At 47.5% G+C, this 15,610-nt stretch carries 14 protein-coding genes and 1 other RNA gene; 5 read left to right on the top strand and 10 right to left on the bottom strand.

Translation table 11 applies throughout. The features are described from left to right. Positions 1-36: 36 nt before the first annotated feature. From ACN06F_RS01595 to grpE, 6 genes are all read right to left on the bottom strand, one after another. Positions 37-1,797 (bottom strand): DUF262 domain-containing protein, encoded by a 1,761-nt coding sequence (locus ACN06F_RS01595; RefSeq protein WP_433924551.1) that lies wholly within the window; start codon positions 1,795-1,797, stop codon positions 37-39. 15 nt (positions 1,798-1,812) lie between these two features. Next, entirely contained in the window at positions 1,813-3,009 is a 1,197-nt protein-coding gene (locus ACN06F_RS01590) for a DNA phosphorothioation-associated DGQHR protein 1 (protein ID WP_433924550.1), read from the bottom strand. Continuing rightward, positions 3,010-3,534 carry a hypothetical protein gene (locus tag ACN06F_RS01585; protein WP_433924549.1) on the bottom strand — a complete coding sequence of 175 codons (525 nt, stop codon included), beginning with the start codon at positions 3,532-3,534 and terminating at the stop codon, positions 3,010-3,012. Between the two features lie 152 nt (positions 3,535-3,686). Beyond that, on the bottom strand, positions 3,687-4,841 hold the full coding sequence (dnaJ, locus tag ACN06F_RS01580) for a molecular chaperone DnaJ (RefSeq protein ID WP_009723758.1): 1,155 nt from the start codon (positions 4,839-4,841) through the stop codon (positions 3,687-3,689). Between the two features lie 110 nt (positions 4,842-4,951). Then, the gene (gene dnaK / locus ACN06F_RS01575) at positions 4,952-6,886 is read right to left on the bottom strand and encodes a molecular chaperone DnaK (RefSeq protein ID WP_038480671.1); all 1,935 of its coding nucleotides are present in this window, start codon (positions 6,884-6,886) and stop codon (positions 4,952-4,954) included. Between the two features lie 170 nt (positions 6,887-7,056). After that, on the bottom strand, positions 7,057-7,686 hold the full coding sequence (grpE, locus tag ACN06F_RS01570; RefSeq protein WP_038480668.1) for a nucleotide exchange factor GrpE: 630 nt from the start codon (positions 7,684-7,686) through the stop codon (positions 7,057-7,059). Between the two features lie 201 nt (positions 7,687-7,887). On the opposite strand from grpE, the gene recN reads away from it, so the two are divergent. Beyond that, complete coding sequence (recN, locus tag ACN06F_RS01565) at positions 7,888-9,561, top strand: DNA repair protein RecN (protein WP_038480665.1); 1,674 nt, start codon at positions 7,888-7,890, stop codon at positions 9,559-9,561. A gap of 111 nt (positions 9,562-9,672) precedes the next feature. Here the strand turns inward: recN and fur are convergent, their stop codons facing one another. Beyond that, a complete protein-coding gene (fur, locus tag ACN06F_RS01560) occupies positions 9,673-10,125 on the bottom strand; it encodes a ferric iron uptake transcriptional regulator (RefSeq protein WP_009723762.1) in 453 nt (150 codons plus the stop codon). Positions 10,126-10,197: 72 nt separating this feature from the next. Here fur and ACN06F_RS01555 point away from each other — a divergent pair, with 72 nt between their 5' ends. Further along, positions 10,198-10,647 (top strand): outer membrane protein assembly factor BamE, encoded by a 450-nt coding sequence (locus ACN06F_RS01555; RefSeq protein ID WP_433924548.1) that lies wholly within the window; start codon positions 10,198-10,200, stop codon positions 10,645-10,647. A gap of 22 nt (positions 10,648-10,669) precedes the next feature. Here ACN06F_RS01555 and ACN06F_RS01550 read toward each other — a convergent pair whose 3' ends face one another. Both ACN06F_RS01550 and ACN06F_RS01545 read right to left on the bottom strand, forming a co-directional pair. Then, positions 10,670-10,981, bottom strand: coding sequence for an RnfH family protein (locus ACN06F_RS01550; protein ID WP_433924547.1), 312 nt, complete (start codon positions 10,979-10,981; stop codon positions 10,670-10,672). After that, entirely contained in the window at positions 10,971-11,405 is a 435-nt protein-coding gene (locus tag ACN06F_RS01545) for a type II toxin-antitoxin system RatA family toxin (RefSeq protein WP_038480655.1), read from the bottom strand. Before ACN06F_RS01545 ends, ACN06F_RS01550 begins: the two co-directional genes overlap by 11 nt. Positions 11,406-11,531: 126 nt before the next feature. Between ACN06F_RS01545 and smpB the strand changes: the two genes are divergently transcribed. Both smpB and ssrA read left to right on the top strand, forming a co-directional pair. Beyond that, complete coding sequence (gene smpB / locus ACN06F_RS01540) at positions 11,532-12,023, top strand: SsrA-binding protein SmpB (RefSeq protein WP_009723766.1); 492 nt, start codon at positions 11,532-11,534, stop codon at positions 12,021-12,023. Between the two features lie 45 nt (positions 12,024-12,068). Beyond that, positions 12,069-12,447: a transfer-messenger RNA gene (gene ssrA / locus ACN06F_RS01535) on the top strand. Between the two features lie 324 nt (positions 12,448-12,771). Here the strand turns inward: ssrA and ACN06F_RS01530 are convergent. Then, positions 12,772-14,337 carry a hypothetical protein gene (locus ACN06F_RS01530; protein ID WP_433924546.1) on the bottom strand — a complete coding sequence of 522 codons (1,566 nt, stop codon included), beginning with the start codon at positions 14,335-14,337 and terminating at the stop codon, positions 12,772-12,774. 118 nt (positions 14,338-14,455) lie between these two features. Between ACN06F_RS01530 and ACN06F_RS01525 the strand changes: the two genes are divergently transcribed. Continuing rightward, positions 14,456-15,609, top strand: a protein-coding gene (locus ACN06F_RS01525; RefSeq protein ID WP_319618591.1) for an IS3 family transposase whose coding sequence is annotated in 2 segments (ribosomal slippage) — positions 14,456-14,699 and positions 14,699-15,609 — 1,155 coding nt in all. Because the reading frame shifts where the segments join, the coding sequence is not laid out codon by codon here. Position 15,610: the final 1 nt, after the last annotated feature.

Here is a 15,610-nt window from a genome sequence, read left to right as displayed (position 1 = left end):
ACTCCCTCTTGAAAAAGTACAAGAGGGAGAAAAAACTCACCAGATTGAAACACTTTTCTCAGCCAAGTGTTTCGCACGTTCTTTTATCCACTCCAGCGACCAAACTCTACCCTTTTCCGCGTACTGCTTGTAGATGTCATGATTTGCTTGAATTTCAGTGCCGGTTTTTGTCTGGGGATCTTTAGGTGCTAAGTTAACAATCTTTTTATCAAAATCATTATTTTTAACACTTTTATTAAGTGGCTCTTCTAATATTATCATATTTCCTATAGACCAAATAACATCCTCTTCTACTTCACCCTGAAAATCAAAACTGCTCCACTTAGAATATTCTTGTGGCAAAACATGCTCAACATTTATACGACCGGGATTAATAGAAGTTGAAAAACCGTAATCCTCTTCATATACCCTGCATAAAATATATCTTACTATATCAGTTGTACTTTTCGAAAACGCATTACATTCAAGTACATTCATGAATTCTTCATCATCTGGTTTTATTGAGTCAAGTTTATCCAGAACATCCTTATCTGAGAAAATCTTATCAATAACCATTCGTCTCACTTCGTCAAGTCGAGTCTCAGCATCTGATGGAGACTTATCCATAATTGTTACATAACGAAAAAGAAAATCCCGCGTTTTTCCGGCAACATCTGTTAATATATTTTCACGATGCAGCTTAACAGCAATCAATAATGGATAAGGGCTTTTATAACCGAGTGTATTTAGCTCTGCTCCAATCTTAACTAGTGGTGATGACCTATAACTTTCCAGCGGGTATTTTAAGCTCTTATCACTTAGCTTAGCAAAAAACTCCGCTGCTTTTTCTATTTCAGAAATTTTTTGAGTAACATTTCCTGGTATTATTTCATCAGAGAACGCTTTATAAAGCTGTTGTTGACCTACCTTACCATTCTCACTCCAATAGTAAAATCTAAAAAAAGCAGTTGTTGAAAAACGTGTATTCGCTATTAAAGACACAATGTCATTCCACTTGTTCTTCACATAATCTTTATCAGAAGAACTAGACTGGCTTGAAACCATTAAGAATCGATTTTTCAAAAGATCTGCGGCTGTTAGTCCAAGTCCTCTAGAATTAAGGCTTTCAAAAAGCATATATGCGTCACTTTCCGACCCAGCCTCAATAACAATAAACTTCAGTTCTTCAACAATATATTTTGCAAAAGCAAGCAGCTTATCAAGTCCAGAAACACCACTTATAAAGTTCTCATAAACATGCTCTTCAAAAAACTTTCTCGTCTTAATAATCTTAGAGTCTGGTTTTTTAATTTTATTATATGGATTAACATCATAAAACTCCAAAACATCTTTATGTAAAACTGATTGATCGATTTCATTTGATTCGAATCTATAATTCTTACCAAATCCGCTAGCACGAATTATGTCAGCAGCACCATTTAGCAATTCGTCAGCGTAGTGCGAATCATGATTATCTACGAAAGAAGAAAAAATCCCGGTGTTTTTTACATCATTGTATTTTTTTGCAAAATTCCTTAAAACGCAAAACAATATAATAATAGTTGTAAGCCGCTGTTGGCCATCAATAACCAATTTATCTGAGCTGCTTGGAGCATCATCTGGTCGCGTTAAAACTACCGGCCCAATAAAATACTCTTTCTTACCATCAGAAAAATTATTATTAATATCTTGCCAAAACTCACTCACCTCATCTTTAACAGACCACTCGTAGCGGCGCTGGTTTTCAGGCACCTTATACTTATAGCCGCCTGAGAAGACTTCACCTACTTTTTTTGAGCTACCATCCAAGTTCATCATAACACCCTGAGCAAATTAGCCTAAATAATCTTTGTTAATTGATTTTATAATCTCATTTCTTATTTTTATGCGCCCAGACCCTGATGCCTGCTTGAACACTTCTTCTGAAAAATCAATTTCACGTGCTTGCGAAAGAACGTTAAGAAAAAAACTTTTACTAACTTTTCTCTCTCGAACACAAAAATAAGAAATTTTATGTAAGATCTCAAACAGCGCTTGTATACCTACTGTTTTAGTCATGTAAGTACTACCAGATTCATTCCAAAAAACATCTTCGCATGCTGAAAAAAAGTTACTTATCGCTGAATATATAAGAATATCACTTCCTTGAATATATAATTCCCTAAATGGACTATTGTCTTTTCTTTGTTGTAAAGTATCTCTTGAATTCCCTATGGGAGTTGACATTATGTTAGAATCTTCTTTAGGGTTTGAGCTTATAAGCTTTATAATGCCTTCAACTACAGTTGATGTTGAAACAAAAAAATCTTTATCTCTAGGCTCTAGCAATTCAACATCATACCGCGGAGAAAGTTTTATTTTCTTATAAAAAGGAGACTCGGTTTCAAAATTTAACTTTCGAGTTAAAAAAACAGCCAATTTATCGGGAGACCAGTTCTCAGCAGGCTCATCATATATATTATAACCAAAAAGTTCATAAGTGAGGCTTTTATCAACTTTTTTCTGGTTAGAATTAATAGTTGCAAAAAGCTGAGCTTGGTATGGTTTTGGAAGATCTAAGTATACTGAACAAAGTAGATCCATTTTCATTTTTCTTTGATTAGCATTAACAAAGCCAAACAACCTATGTTGGCCATCAATTATTGAAGCTACTTTCTTTGCTGAAGGTATAATCAACCACAATCCATCAGCATCTCTTTCAATTCTCCATGAATCATCTTCGCCATTTTCACCTGAACTAAAAAAACCATCACTTTCATTTATATTAGCTGCCAATATAATTGAATTAGGGAAAGCGGCATCTTCTCTATTTATATACTTACTTATTTCATTCAACCTTTTCTCTTGCAGTTGCCTTTGAGTGCCTTGAAGAAAATACCCACCTCCTTCAAAATCAACTTCGGCCTTCATAACATCACTGTAACTTACCCTCAATAAAGTCTCAGCATTTAATGTAACAGCGTAAAAAGTAGAAAGATCTTGCTTTACTTCAAGTGCTCGAACTTTCATTGGAAACGACAAAGAGTTCATTTACACATCCCACCCTTCTGTAGACCCTTGCGGCGGCTCACTAAGCGACCCTCCGACAGAATCTATTGGATTTATATCATCATATAACCCTTGATTATCACTATTCGCTATCCACCATACCCAAACTGACAATAAAGCAAAAATAACACTTAAAACCAGACCAAAAAAACCATTAATATTCGAAAGCAAAAGAAATATAAAAAACATTCCTACTAGACAAAGTACTGAAAATGCCAAAAGCTCCCTGCTTTTTTGATTTTCAAAAACCATTGACAGAGAGGATGCTCCAATAACGGCGGGTGAGAAAGTTAGAAGAGCCACTTTTAAAGCACTATAGTCTTGCCCTTCTTGATTAGCCAGCATGACCAACTCATACCATACCCCAGCTCCTCCTAAAAGCCCTACAGCAGTAATCATATATACCCAGAAAGTGAACTGCTGGAGAGGCTTTTGGGTTCTTCTAATTAACTCCTGTTTTATTGTACTAAAGCCATTTGAAGCCTTTATATTTTCTTTATCGTTCATTTACCGCTCCAAAGCAGACTGGATATTATTTACTTTTTTGTTAACATAAACTAAGAATCAAACTGGAGTTTAAGACCTATTTGCATAAAACGCAAAAGCCCTAGCATCAAAAATGCTAGGGCTTTCGTCGCTTTACGATCAAATTGGCGCCGTTACGGCTTCATCTCTTCAAAGAACTTCTTCACACTGTCGAAGAAGCCAGTTTTCTTCGGCGAGTGGCTGTGGCTATTGCTGCCGTCAAAGCTCTCTTGCAACTGACGAAGCAGGTCTTTCTGCTCGTCATTGAGATTGACCGGCGTCTCCAGCACCACTTTGCAAAGCAAGTCGCCAGGGGCGCCGCCACGTACCGGCTTCACACCTTTACCGCGCAGCCTGAAGAGTTTACCGGTTTGAGTTTCCGGTGGAATCTTCAGCTTCACACGACCGTCTAGCGTGGGTACTTCTAGCTCCCCACCTAATGCAGCGTCAACAAAGTTGATCGGCACATCACACTGCAGGTGTTTGCCATCGCGCTGGAAGATGTGGTGTGGCTTGATCGACACCTGAACATACAGGTCACCAGGCGGGCCACCGTTAATACCACTTTCACCTTCGCCATTCAGACGAATGCGATCACCAGTATCCACTCCCGGCGGAATCTTCACCGATAGCGTGCGCGTTTCCCGCACGCGGCCTTCACCGTTACATTTGTGGCACGGCACTTTGATGTGCTGGCCACTGCCGTGACAGGTCGGGCAAGTTTGCTGAACCGCGAAGAAACCTTGCTGCATACGCACTTGGCCGTGGCCATGGCACGTGGGGCAGGTTTCTTTGCTAGAACCAGGTTCAGCACCTTCACCATCGCAGCGGTCACATTCGATATGGCGAGGCACGCGGATATCAACGGTTGTGCCGGAAACTGCGTTTTCCAGATCCAGCTCTAAGTTGTAGCGCAGATCACTGCCACGCGCTGGGGCGTTAGGGCCACGACGACGGCCACCACCGCCACCAAAGATATCGCCAAACACATCGCCGAAGATGTCGCTGAAGTCGCCAGCGCCACCACCACCGAACCCGCCACCGCCAAAGCCGCCGCCCTGGCCATCAACACCGGCGTGACCAAATTGGTCATACGCCGCGCGCTTCTCGCCATCGCTTAAGACTTCGTACGCTTCTGACACCTCACGGAATTTTTCCGCTGCGGTGTTATCGTCCGGGTTTCGATCAGGGTGGAATTTTTGCGCCAAGCGGCGGTAGGCCTTTTTGATCTCTTTCTGATCAGCCCCTTTTTCGACACCCAGGACTTCGTAATAATCGCGTTTGGACATGGGTCCTACGCCTCCTGGTTAGCTACGCACTTAATTAGGCGTCTACTTCGGAAACAGCAACGCGGGAGTTGTCTCCCGCGCTACCGCATTCCTTAGCAGATAGAGGTGATTTACTGTTTCTTTTTGTCGTCGTTGACTTCTTCGTACTCAGCGTCAACCACGTCATCCTCTGGCTTGGTGCTGGCATTTTCAGCACTTTCACCGTCCGCCTGCTGAGCAGCTTCCGCCTGCTCGGCGTACATTTTCTGCGCCAATTGGCCAGACACTTCGGTCAGCGCGTCCAGCTTCTGCTGGATGTTGTCCTGATCGTCAGTCTTCACTGCTTCTTCCAGCTCGCTGATCGCGGTCTCGATGGCTTGTTTCTCGTCATCGGTCGCTTTATCGCCGGCTTCCTGCACAGTTTTACGAGTGGCGTGAATCATGCCATCTGCTTGGTTACGCAGCTGCACTAGCGCTTCAAACTTTTTGTCTTCGTCCGCGTGAGCTTCCGCATCGCGTACCATTTGCTCGATCTCTTCATCCGTGAGACCGCTGGACGCTTTAATGACGATAGACTGCTCTTTATTGGTCGCCTTATCTTTGGCCGATACGTTTAGAATGCCGTTGGCATCCAGATCGAAGGCCACTTCAATCTGCGGCACACCACGCGGTGCTGGCGGAATGTCGGCAAGATCAAAACGACCCAGCGACTTATTCTGCGAGACCTGCTTACGCTCACCCTGAACGACGTGAATCGTCACTGCCGTTTGGTTGTCATCCGCCGTGGAGAAGGTTTGTGTCTTCTTCGTGGGGATGGTGGTGTTTTTGTCGATCAGCGGCGTCATTACGCCACCCAGGGTTTCAATACCCAGGGTCAACGGCGTCACGTCTAGCAGCAGTACGTCTTTTACGTCGCCGCCAAGAACACCGCCCTGAATCGCCGCACCAACAGCAACCGCTTCATCTGGGTTGACGTCTTTACGCGCTTCTTTACCGAAGAAATCAGCGGCTTTCTTCTGCACCATCGGCATACGCGTCTGGCCACCGACCAGAATCACTTCGTCGATTTCAGATGCAGACAAACCAGCATCTTTCAGCGCCATTTTGCACGGGTCGAGCGAGCGCTGTACCAGATCTTCAACCAGCGACTCCAGCTTGGCACGCGTCACCTTCACGTTAAGGTGTTTCGGGCCCGTGTTGTCAGCGGTGATGTACGGCAGGTTAACGTCTGTCTGCTGGGCACTGGAAAGCTCAATTTTAGCCTTCTCAGCCGCTTCTTTCAGACGCTGCATAGCGAGGTTGTCGCCAGACAGATCCATACCGCTGTCCGCTTTGAACTGGTCAACTAAGTAGTTGATCAGCGCCAAGTCGAAGTCTTCGCCGCCCAGGAAGGTATCGCCGTTGGTGGCCAACACTTCAAACTGGGTTTCGCCGTCAACGTCGGCCACTTCGATAATAGAGATATCGAAAGTACCGCCACCCAGGTCATATACCGCGATGGTTTTATCACCACGGGATTTGTCCATACCGTAGGCCAATGCAGCAGCGGTCGGCTCGTTAATGATGCGTTTAACATCAAGACCGGCGATACGGCCCGCATCTTTCGTGGCCTGGCGCTGGCTGTCGTTAAAGTACGCCGGTACGGTGATGACCGCTTCAGTTACCGCTTCACCGAGGTAGTCTTCGGCGGTTTTCTTCATTTTCTTCAGCACTTCCGCACTTACCTGCGGCGGCGCCATTTTTTTGCCTTTTACTTCAACCCAGGCATCTCCGTTGTCGGCTTCGGCGATTTTGTAAGGCACCATTTTGATGTCTTTTTGTACGACATCATCTTTGAAGCGACGGCCAATCAGGCGCTTGATCGCGTAAAGGGTGTTCTCAGGGTTGGTGACGGCCTGACGTTTTGCCGCCTGGCCTACCAGCGTCTCACCATCGTCGGTGTAAGCAATAATGGAAGGCGTAGTGCGGCCGCCTTCGGCATTTTCAATGACTTTAGCGCTGTCACCATCGAGCACTGCCACACAAGAGTTGGTGGTGCCCAGATCGATACCAATAATGCGTCCCATAGCAAAAACCTCGAATTCGGTTGTTACAAAACTGATGTTTGAAAGCTGATGTCAAAAAATCTGCTTTTTGAAATTTAAAGCGTTTGCGGGTTTTCCCGCGGGTTGCCCTTTATTTGGGGGCCGCTTGCAGCATTTCAAGGGGCTTTTTTTTGCTTTGCGTCAGCCAATGCTTAATTGGCTTTTTGGCTAACTACCACCATCGCGGGGCGAACTAGGCGGCCGTTAAGCAAATAACCCTTCTGCATCACGTCCATGACGGTATTGGGTTCAAGCTCGGGATTCGGCACCATCGCCATCGCTTCGTGAACCTGCGGGTCGAAGGGCTCACCCTGGGGTTCAACGCTTTCCACGCCAAATTTATTCAATACGCCTAACTGCATTTTGAGGGTCATGGAAACGCCCTCACGATGTACGTCAGAGGCTCCGTCTTCCATGCTCTCTAGGGCTTTTTCCAGACTATCAACAACGGGCAATAGCTCCTTAACAAATTTTTCTAAAGCAAACTTGCGCGCTTTTTCAGCTTCTTGCTCAGCTCGGCGACGCACGTTTTGAGCTTCAGCAGCGGCACGTAGCGCTTGGTCTTTAGCTTCCGCCAAGCTCTGCTCAAGCTCTTCCACCTGAGCGGCTAGCATATCGGCTTCTGGGTTTCCCACGCCGCCCTCTAACGCAGCGTCTTCCTCGATCAAGCCTTCCAGCTCACCCTCGACCAGGCGCTCTTCAGCCGCTTGCTCGGTGACTTCCGCTTCTTGCTCTTGGCGGGCCAGCTCATCTTCTAATGGGGTTTGCGGTTCTTTTGCCATGCCTAGCTCCTGAAAAGTATGCAGCGGTGGCATTAACGGCCACCTCGGTTAAGTAACGAGTATTAACCACGTATGGACGCTATATGGGGGCCATAAAAGCCATCTCAAGAGGGGCATTGAAGTGAGTTATAGACTACTGTATAAAACAACAATTATTGGATAAGTATCCAGCTTCTGTGCCGCACCGCCTCAGGAGGCCTTATGCTCACGCAGCTAGCAATCCAAGATTACGCTATTGTTGACCGCCTTGAACTCGACCTAACCCGTGGTATGACGGCGATTACCGGGGAAACTGGGGCAGGCAAATCGATTTTACTCGGGGCACTTGGCCTATGTTTGGGTGAGCGTGCCGACGCTGGCAGCGTGCGCCATGGGCGTGAGCGCACCGACCTTTCCGCTCGTTTTGATATTCAACATCTACCCGCTGCCACAGAGTGGTTGACTGCTCGCGAGCTGCCTGCTGAAGAGTGCTTGCTGCGCCGTGTGGTTACAGCCAGCGGTCGCTCCAAAGCGTGGATCAATGGCCACCCTGCCACCATCGCCGACCTAAAATCGCTGGGCGAGCAGCTGATTCAAATCCATGGACAGCATGCTCATCAGGCACTCATGCGTGAAGAAACCCATCTCGCCCTGCTAGATGATTATGCCGGGCTACGTGAGCGTAGCCAGCAGTTGGCTGAAACCTTCCGCGAGTGGCGCAGCGCCCGGCGGCGATTAAAAAAACTCAGCGAAGAAGGCAGTGAAGTTGAGGCAAAGCGGCAGTTGCTGCGCTACCAAGTAGAAGAGTTAGATCAACTGGGACTGGCAGAGGGTGAGCTGCAAACGTTAGAAGAAGAGCAGCATACTCTCGCCCATGCGGAAGAGACGCTGCGTGAAACCCAGTTTGCCGCCGATTGCTGCGCGAGCGATGAAGGTGGCGCTCTGTCGCTGTTAAATCAAGCCTATGCCCATTTAAGCGCGCTACCCGGCAGTGACAAAGGCACACTGGCCAATACCTTGGCCATGCTTAGCGATGCGCGCATTCAAGTAGAGGAGGCTTCAAGCGAGCTAAATCGTCTTGCCAGTACTACCGAACTAGACCCGGAACGCCTAGCCTGGGTAGAAGAACGGCTTGGCGATGTCCACCGTATTGCCCGCAAGCATCACGTTGCCCCGGAAGAGATTTGCGCGCTGCATGCCCGGCTCAGCCAGGAAGTCGAACTGCTAGAAGCCAGCGACGACGACCTGGAGTCGTTAAGCAACCAAGTGTCTGAATACCGCGAGCGCTATCGCAGCGATGCCAAACAACTAAGCGAGGCGCGCCAAAAAGCCGCCGTTCGCTTGGGCAAAGAAGTACAACAACAGCTAGGGTTCTTGGCCATGGGTAAAGCACGTTTTGACGTGGACGTTACCCCGCGTGAAACGCCTACGCCAGAAGGCCTGGACCACGTCCAATTCCTGATTAGCGCGAACCCAGGCCAGCCTGCTAGGCCGCTAACCAAAGTGGCTTCGGGCGGTGAATTATCGCGCATCAGCCTTGCTATTCAAGTGGTGGCCGCCTCCCACTCCACTATTCCCAGCCTGGTCTTCGATGAAGTGGACGTGGGTATCTCGGGAGCGACGGCCGAAATTGTCGGTCAACTGCTACGCAAGCTCGGCGAAAACGGTCAAGTAATGACCGTCACCCACCTGCCTCAGGTCGCCGCTCAGGCGCATCAGCATCTGCATATTGAAAAACGTGCCAAACGAGATAGCACGCTGACCCATATGGCCCTGCTAGACGAGCGTGGTCGGATTAGCGAGCTCGCCCGCATGCTGGGCGGTGTAACGCTATCTGACCAAACACTCGCCCACGCCCGCGAAATGCTGCACGCTAGCCAACGGCCACCGCACTAAACGCTTTTTTTCAATCGATAACGCGCTAGCAAACGCCACATACTATAAAAAACGCCCCTAGGGCGCGAATGAGTCATCACTCGCACCCTAGAGGCATTTTATTTAGCGCGACTATTTTTTATTTGTGGGGCCGCTGTCCTGTCGGGTTACGTCCGACCCACGGGGGCGTACGTAAAGCACCAGGGCATGGTCCACAAGTTCATAGCCGTGCTCTTCGGCGATCTCTTGCTGACGTCGCTCGATGATTTCATCGACAAACTCAATGATTTCACCACTTTCTAAACACACCATATGGTCGTGGTGGTCTTCTTGAGTCATCTCGAACACCGCGTGGCCACCATCAAAATTATGACGGATCACCAAGCCTGCTGATTCAAACTGAGTCAGCACGCGGTACACGGTAGCCAAGCCAACATCCTCGCCCGCATCAATCAGTGTTTTGTACACTTCTTCTGCGCTAAGGTGGTGTTGACCCGAAGCATTTTCGAGAATCTGCAGGATCTTGACGCGCGGCAGGGTCACTTTCAGCCCGGCTTTGCGCAGTTCATGGTTCTGATCGGCCATGGTTGCTCTTCGCAGTAACAGGTTAGGTCGGGTATGATCGACCGAAACCACGATAGTGAAGAATAGGCTCAAATGCAAAAATTGACTCGTATCATTACTCTTTCCGTTGCCCTAACCGTTGTTAGCGGCTGCAGCTACGTTGGCGTTTACAAGCGCGACATCCCTCAGGGCAACTTGGTGACCGAAGAAATGGTCAGCCAATTACAGCCAGGAATGACCCGAGAGCAAGTCACTTATGTGATGGGTCGCCCGTTGCTGGAAGCCCCATTTGACACGCGAGAATGGGATTACGTTTACCGTCTTGATAAAGCGTACGCGGGTGTTGAGCAGCGGCGTGTAACCCTCACGTTCGATAACATGGGGCGTCTGGTGAACGTTGAACAGCAAGGTGATTTCTCTGGTGATCTGCCGATCAGCAGAGATGCCGGCGCAGGCCCTGCAACAGAAACAGCAGATCCAATCACCGGCATCAACGCACCTAGCCAACGAGTACCTACGTCAGAAAATGCCACAGCGCCATAGCCAGTGATGTCTTCCGAATAAGTTACTCGCCTCTGGCTTGACGCTTTGCCCGCTCTAGGCGGGCAGCTTTGGGGTCTATCTCCAATGGGCGATAGACCTCAACACGATCTCCTGGGCGCAGCGCTTCTTTTTCAGGCTGGCGCAGCGCTTTGCCAAAAATTCCCAGCGGTGCCTGTTCAAAGGTGTCGCTGGGAATCTCGGGAAACAGGCTGGGTAGATCTGCCATCACTACCGCTTGGCGTGCGGTTGTGCCTTGGCGCACCTTTAAGGCCACTAGACGCTGTTTGTGCGGCAAGGCAAAGGCAACCTCTACCGAGAACGTATCAGCGGCCATAGCGCTCGTCAGCACGCTTCGTGAAGGCATCGACAAGCTGCCCCGCAATTTGCTGAAATAATTTTCCAAACGCCATGCTAAGCAAGCGATTGGCAAATACAAATTCCATTTCCAAGCTGACTTTGCAGGCGTTTTCCCCCATCGGGATAAATAACCAACGCCCTTTAAGCTGCTTGAACGGCCCTTTTACTAACGACAGCTCAATCCGCTCGGGGGCATATAAATCATTTCGAGTAGTGATTGTTTGCTCCACACCCGCACGTCCAAGGGTCATCTCGCCAATTAAATGCGCCTCGTCATGCTCTAGCAGGCGCGCACGGCGACACCCCGGCAGGAACTCGGGATAGCGTTCGAAGTCATTAACCAGATCGAACATTTGTTGGGGGGTGTGCCGCACCAAGGCGGTACGATTAACGGTTGGCATTGACCTCTCCGCTGACTTCACAGTGCCCAAAGCGTATCATGGGAAACATTTTTGTAGACCTTGAATGGTATCACGCCTCCCCACATAACGAAGGGGGTGCTACTGACAGATCAACGATGAGGTTCCATGGCCACTAAGAAAGGTAACAGTAAGGGCCCTAGCAGCAGCGTTATTGCCCAAAACAAGAAGGCTCGGTTTGAGTACCATATCAACGAAACCTTAGAAGCAGGTTTGGTACTCGCGGGCTGGGAAGTTAAAAGCCTTCGCGCTGGTAAAGCACAGCTTACCGACACCTATATTTTGGTTCGTAACGGCGAGGCTTTTTTACTAGGCAGCCATATCATGCCGCTTAATACAGCAAGCACCCACGAAATTGCTGATCCGACGCGCACGCGTAAGTTGCTTCTGCACCGTAAGGAAATTGCCAAAATTTTCTCGGTAACTCAGGACAAAGGCCACACTTGCGTACCGCTCAAGCTCTATTGGAAACGCAACAAGGTGAAGTGTGAGCTGGCATTGGTGACCGGCAAACAGCTGCATGACAAGCGCGCCACCGAGAAAGATCGCGACTGGAGCCGTCAGAAAGGTCGGATAATGCGGGAACATAACAAGGCATAACTGGTCAATTCGCTGTGAGCACGTTAGAATGCTCATCTGTAATCAGGGGGCGACATGGTTTCGACGCTGGTGACAACCCTTGCGGTGCATGCCGAGAGCGTGATGTATCTCGTAAATCCCACATCACGAAAAATAGTCGCAAATGACGAAAACTACGCTCAAGGCGCGCTAGCAGCTTAAACACTGTTAGCTTCTTGTCTGGCCCAAAGGTGATGTGCCTATTCATCACTGATGGGATACGAGCTAAAGCTGATAGGACCGCGGTTGGTGGTGTCTTCTCATCAATCGTTAAACTTAGAAGGCTCGCGTGGCTGAATCCTGATCGTCGGAGTCAGTTGCGTTAAAGCAAATGACGAAATCTAAGCATGTAGAGCCAATAGGCGCGTGCTGGCGGACGCGGGTTCAATTCCCGCCGCCTCCACCACCTGACTATACAAATCAAGCACCTACGGGTGCTTTTTTTGTTTATAAGCCAACCTATTAGCCATAAAATAAAGTCATACCTTACATCTGCTTTTCTGTGACATCGTGTTCATTTTCTTATGCTGTTACAAAAATTCGGCTCGCTTCTGCTGAGCTGGTGCTCCTCATTTCTCTGCATGCTTACCCATACTAGAACTAGAGTTTGACGAAAATGGCGCTGAACAGTATCTATGGGCACAAAAAATTCTCCTGATATAGAACTGGTCACCAACCACATAATGGCTGGTGACCAGTTCTTACACTTAGATGAGGCATAGAATCTTAGTCAGAATCTCTTCTTAGCCTTCCATTTAATAGAAGGCTGCTTCTTCTGGTCACCACTAAACTCTTTCAAATCATCAGTTTGAGGCCTAGATTCTAATCTCAGAAATTCTTTATCAATCAATCCCTTACTAGACACATTACTCCTCGACCAAAGAATTTCACTACCTGTTGAACCCTGCATTCTAAGTTGTAGTAAATTTTCAATTTTTTTCATACGTACAGGATCTGTTGTTAACAGCCCAACAGGAATAGTTACGCAACTATCGCTATTTGGCTGAACATGGTATTGGGCAATTGCTAAAAATCCTGGAATAACTATAATTTCAACACGATCTTGTGGGCTACCCCCTTGAAGTGACACGCCATGGGGCAATCGCGCATTAAAAGATTTTTTTATAGCTCTAATTTCTTTATTTTCCTGAATATTGAAAAATGTAATGATATTAGAAACAGATTCAGAGTTAGAATTTAACTCTTTCTCTAATCTACTAATGAATTTTTCTAAATCGGTACCATTCGCGCCCCACAAAGGGACACTAGCGGGATACCAGTACATATTAGGTACATCCGCTCCTTCTTCTCGCACAAGGCTACCGAGAGTCTTGCTTATTGCTATAGCATTGCTTTCCAAGTATACAGGCCCAAGAATGCCTCTTGTTGTACTAGAACCATATCCAGTTTTCTTATTTTCTCTATCTTGCAACCATGATGCTAAATCGAACCCTTCAGGTGTTGAGTACTTGGATAAAATTTCATCGCCAATAGCTTCGCAAAAATCTTGAAATGAATGGCCATGACTAGGGACAGCAAGCTTCGCCAAATAATCTGCAATTTGCGCCTCTAGCTCATTTGACAAAGCATTCTTACGAACTGGACCAACTCGCTCTACGGCATCTCGATATACACGAATGCCTTCTCCAGAAACCACTTCTAAACTAATCTCCATATCAATTGGCACTTGCAGTGTCCGCACAGGCCTACAATGGGAAACTTTATATAGTCGAGTTTTTTCAGCTCCGCTACTTCTAGTATTCTCTAAGTGAATCCTATATTGCCTTCCAAACTGCTCCACTATAGATTCAAGGCCAACAGAGCCAAATTTTTCTGGTGGAGGAATTTCTGGAAGTCCATATTTTATTCCCTGATAGCTACGACGAGGTATAATGCTCAATGTTAAGAGGTCAAACACGGCACTTTCTTCACGGGTATCATACGCTGTAAGCGTAGGCACTTCCTGATCATTATTATTTTTTAGGCGGAGAATAGATGACGCTTTAATTAAGCCATTAGGATCCATTTCAATGAGACGCTTCTTCAATAAACTGTCTATCAGCCCGTTTAACTCAATTTCAGATAATCCAAAATATTCTCTAACTTCAAACGGAGCTACGCCATCAAATAGAAGTATTAGTCTGCATGAAAACTCCTCTATTGCCGGCAGAGGCCTCTCTGTAGTCCATGAACAATTAAGGCTATACTGCTTTGCAGGAAGCAATAGTGAAATCGTATTAACGTGACGCCGATGGCCAACTACTTCCCCTTGAGTATCATCAGCATATTCAAGCATTGACCATCTCCTCTAACAGTGAAGAACCAATTTGGCTATCCCGTATAGGGTTCTTATGAATCGCCCCAGGTTTCATAGACACCTCCAGGCCCTATACTAAAGGTATCTAGGAGGAACCATGAGCCATCCCCGCTACACTGAAGAATTCAAAATCGAAGCCGTCAAACAAGTGGTAGAGCGCGGCCATCGCGTGGCCGAGGTCGCTGAGCGGCTAGGCGTGTCAGGTCACAGCCTGTACAACTGGATTAAGCGATACGATAAGCCGGTAGAACAACGGCAAGAGGATGATGATCTCCAAGCTGAAAACCGTCGTTTGAAGGCCGAACTCAAACGCGTATTAGAAGAGCGAGACATATTAAAAAAGGCCACCGCGTACTTCGCCAGGGAGTCCGACTGAGGTACGCGTTTATTCAAAATTATTCGAGCCAATATTCGGTACGTCGCTTGTGTCAGATGATGGCAGTGCACCCCAGCGGTTACTACGCATGGTGTAAAAAAGCGCTCTCTAATCGAGCGCGGGAAGATGAGCGCTTGCTGGGATTGATCAAGCACTCCTGGCTTGAAAGCGGCGGTGTATATGGCTATCGCAAGGTCTACCAGGACTTGCGTGAAGCTGGCGAAGCTTGTGGGAAGCACCGTGTGGCGCGTCTTATGAATAGGGAAGGTTTACGCTCTCAGACGGGCTATCGACGACGCCCTGGCGGCTATGGCGATGGGAAACCGGCTGCCGTATCCCCTAACCATTTAGACCGTCAGTTTGAAGTAACAGCGCCAAATATTGCTTGGGTGACGGACATCACGTACATCCGCACTTACGAAGGCTGGCTTTACCTATCGGTAGTTATCGACCTGTTTTCCCGTCAAGTGATTGGCTGGTCGATGAAGTCTCGCATGACTACGGAGTTGGCACTGGATGCTTTGTTATCAGCAGTCTGGCGACGCAAGCCACAAGGAACGGTGATGGTGCATTCGGATCAAGGGAGCCAGTTTAGCAGTGGAGACTGGCAAAGCTTTCTGAAAGCGAATTGCTTGGTAGGCAGTATGAGCCGACGTGGTAACTGTCATGACAACGCCGTTGCTGAAAGCTTCTTTCAACTTCTCAAGCGGGAGCGAATCAAGCGACAGATTTATTCAACACGCGAAGCGGCTAGACGTGACGTGTTCAATTACATTGAAATGTTTTACAACCCAAAGCGCCGACACGGCACAAGTGATAACTTGTCACCGGTTGATTATGAAAGGCGTTACTTTAAGAGCCTAACGGGTGTCTAAA

It is taken from the genome of Vreelandella sp. 21 (assembly GCF_050995515.1).
GTDB classification, from domain to species: Bacteria; Pseudomonadota; Gammaproteobacteria; order Pseudomonadales; family Halomonadaceae; genus Vreelandella; species Vreelandella alkaliphila.
Note: the sequence above shows the minus strand (reverse complement) of the source record. Positions and strands in the feature narration are given on the sequence as shown.

Excerpts from the sequence above, each read along its gene's own strand:
- ACN06F_RS01595 (WP_433924551.1), bottom strand. The coding sequence starts at position 1,797 with ATGATGAACTTGGATGGTAGCTCAAAAAAAGTAGGTGAAGTCTTCTCA.
- ACN06F_RS01590 (WP_433924550.1), bottom strand. The coding sequence starts at position 3,009 with ATGAACTCTTTGTCGTTTCCAATGAAAGTTCGAGCACTTGAAGTAAAG.
- ACN06F_RS01585 (WP_433924549.1), bottom strand. The coding sequence starts at position 3,534 with ATGAACGATAAAGAAAATATAAAGGCTTCAAATGGCTTTAGTACAATA.
- dnaJ (WP_009723758.1), bottom strand. The coding sequence starts at position 4,841 with ATGTCCAAACGCGATTATTACGAAGTCCTGGGTGTCGAAAAAGGGGCT.
- dnaK (WP_038480671.1), bottom strand. The coding sequence starts at position 6,886 with ATGGGACGCATTATTGGTATCGATCTGGGCACCACCAACTCTTGTGTG.
- grpE (WP_038480668.1), bottom strand. The coding sequence starts at position 7,686 with ATGGCAAAAGAACCGCAAACCCCATTAGAAGATGAGCTGGCCCGCCAA.
- recN (WP_038480665.1), top strand. The coding sequence starts at position 7,888 with ATGCTCACGCAGCTAGCAATCCAAGATTACGCTATTGTTGACCGCCTT.
- fur (WP_009723762.1), bottom strand. The coding sequence starts at position 10,125 with ATGGCCGATCAGAACCATGAACTGCGCAAAGCCGGGCTGAAAGTGACC.
- ACN06F_RS01555 (WP_433924548.1), top strand. The coding sequence starts at position 10,198 with ATGCAAAAATTGACTCGTATCATTACTCTTTCCGTTGCCCTAACCGTT.
- ACN06F_RS01550 (WP_433924547.1), bottom strand. The coding sequence starts at position 10,981 with ATGGCCGCTGATACGTTCTCGGTAGAGGTTGCCTTTGCCTTGCCGCAC.
- ACN06F_RS01545 (WP_038480655.1), bottom strand. The coding sequence starts at position 11,405 with ATGCCAACCGTTAATCGTACCGCCTTGGTGCGGCACACCCCCCAACAA.
- smpB (WP_009723766.1), top strand. The coding sequence starts at position 11,532 with ATGGCCACTAAGAAAGGTAACAGTAAGGGCCCTAGCAGCAGCGTTATT.
- ACN06F_RS01530 (WP_433924546.1), bottom strand. The coding sequence starts at position 14,337 with ATGCTTGAATATGCTGATGATACTCAAGGGGAAGTAGTTGGCCATCGG.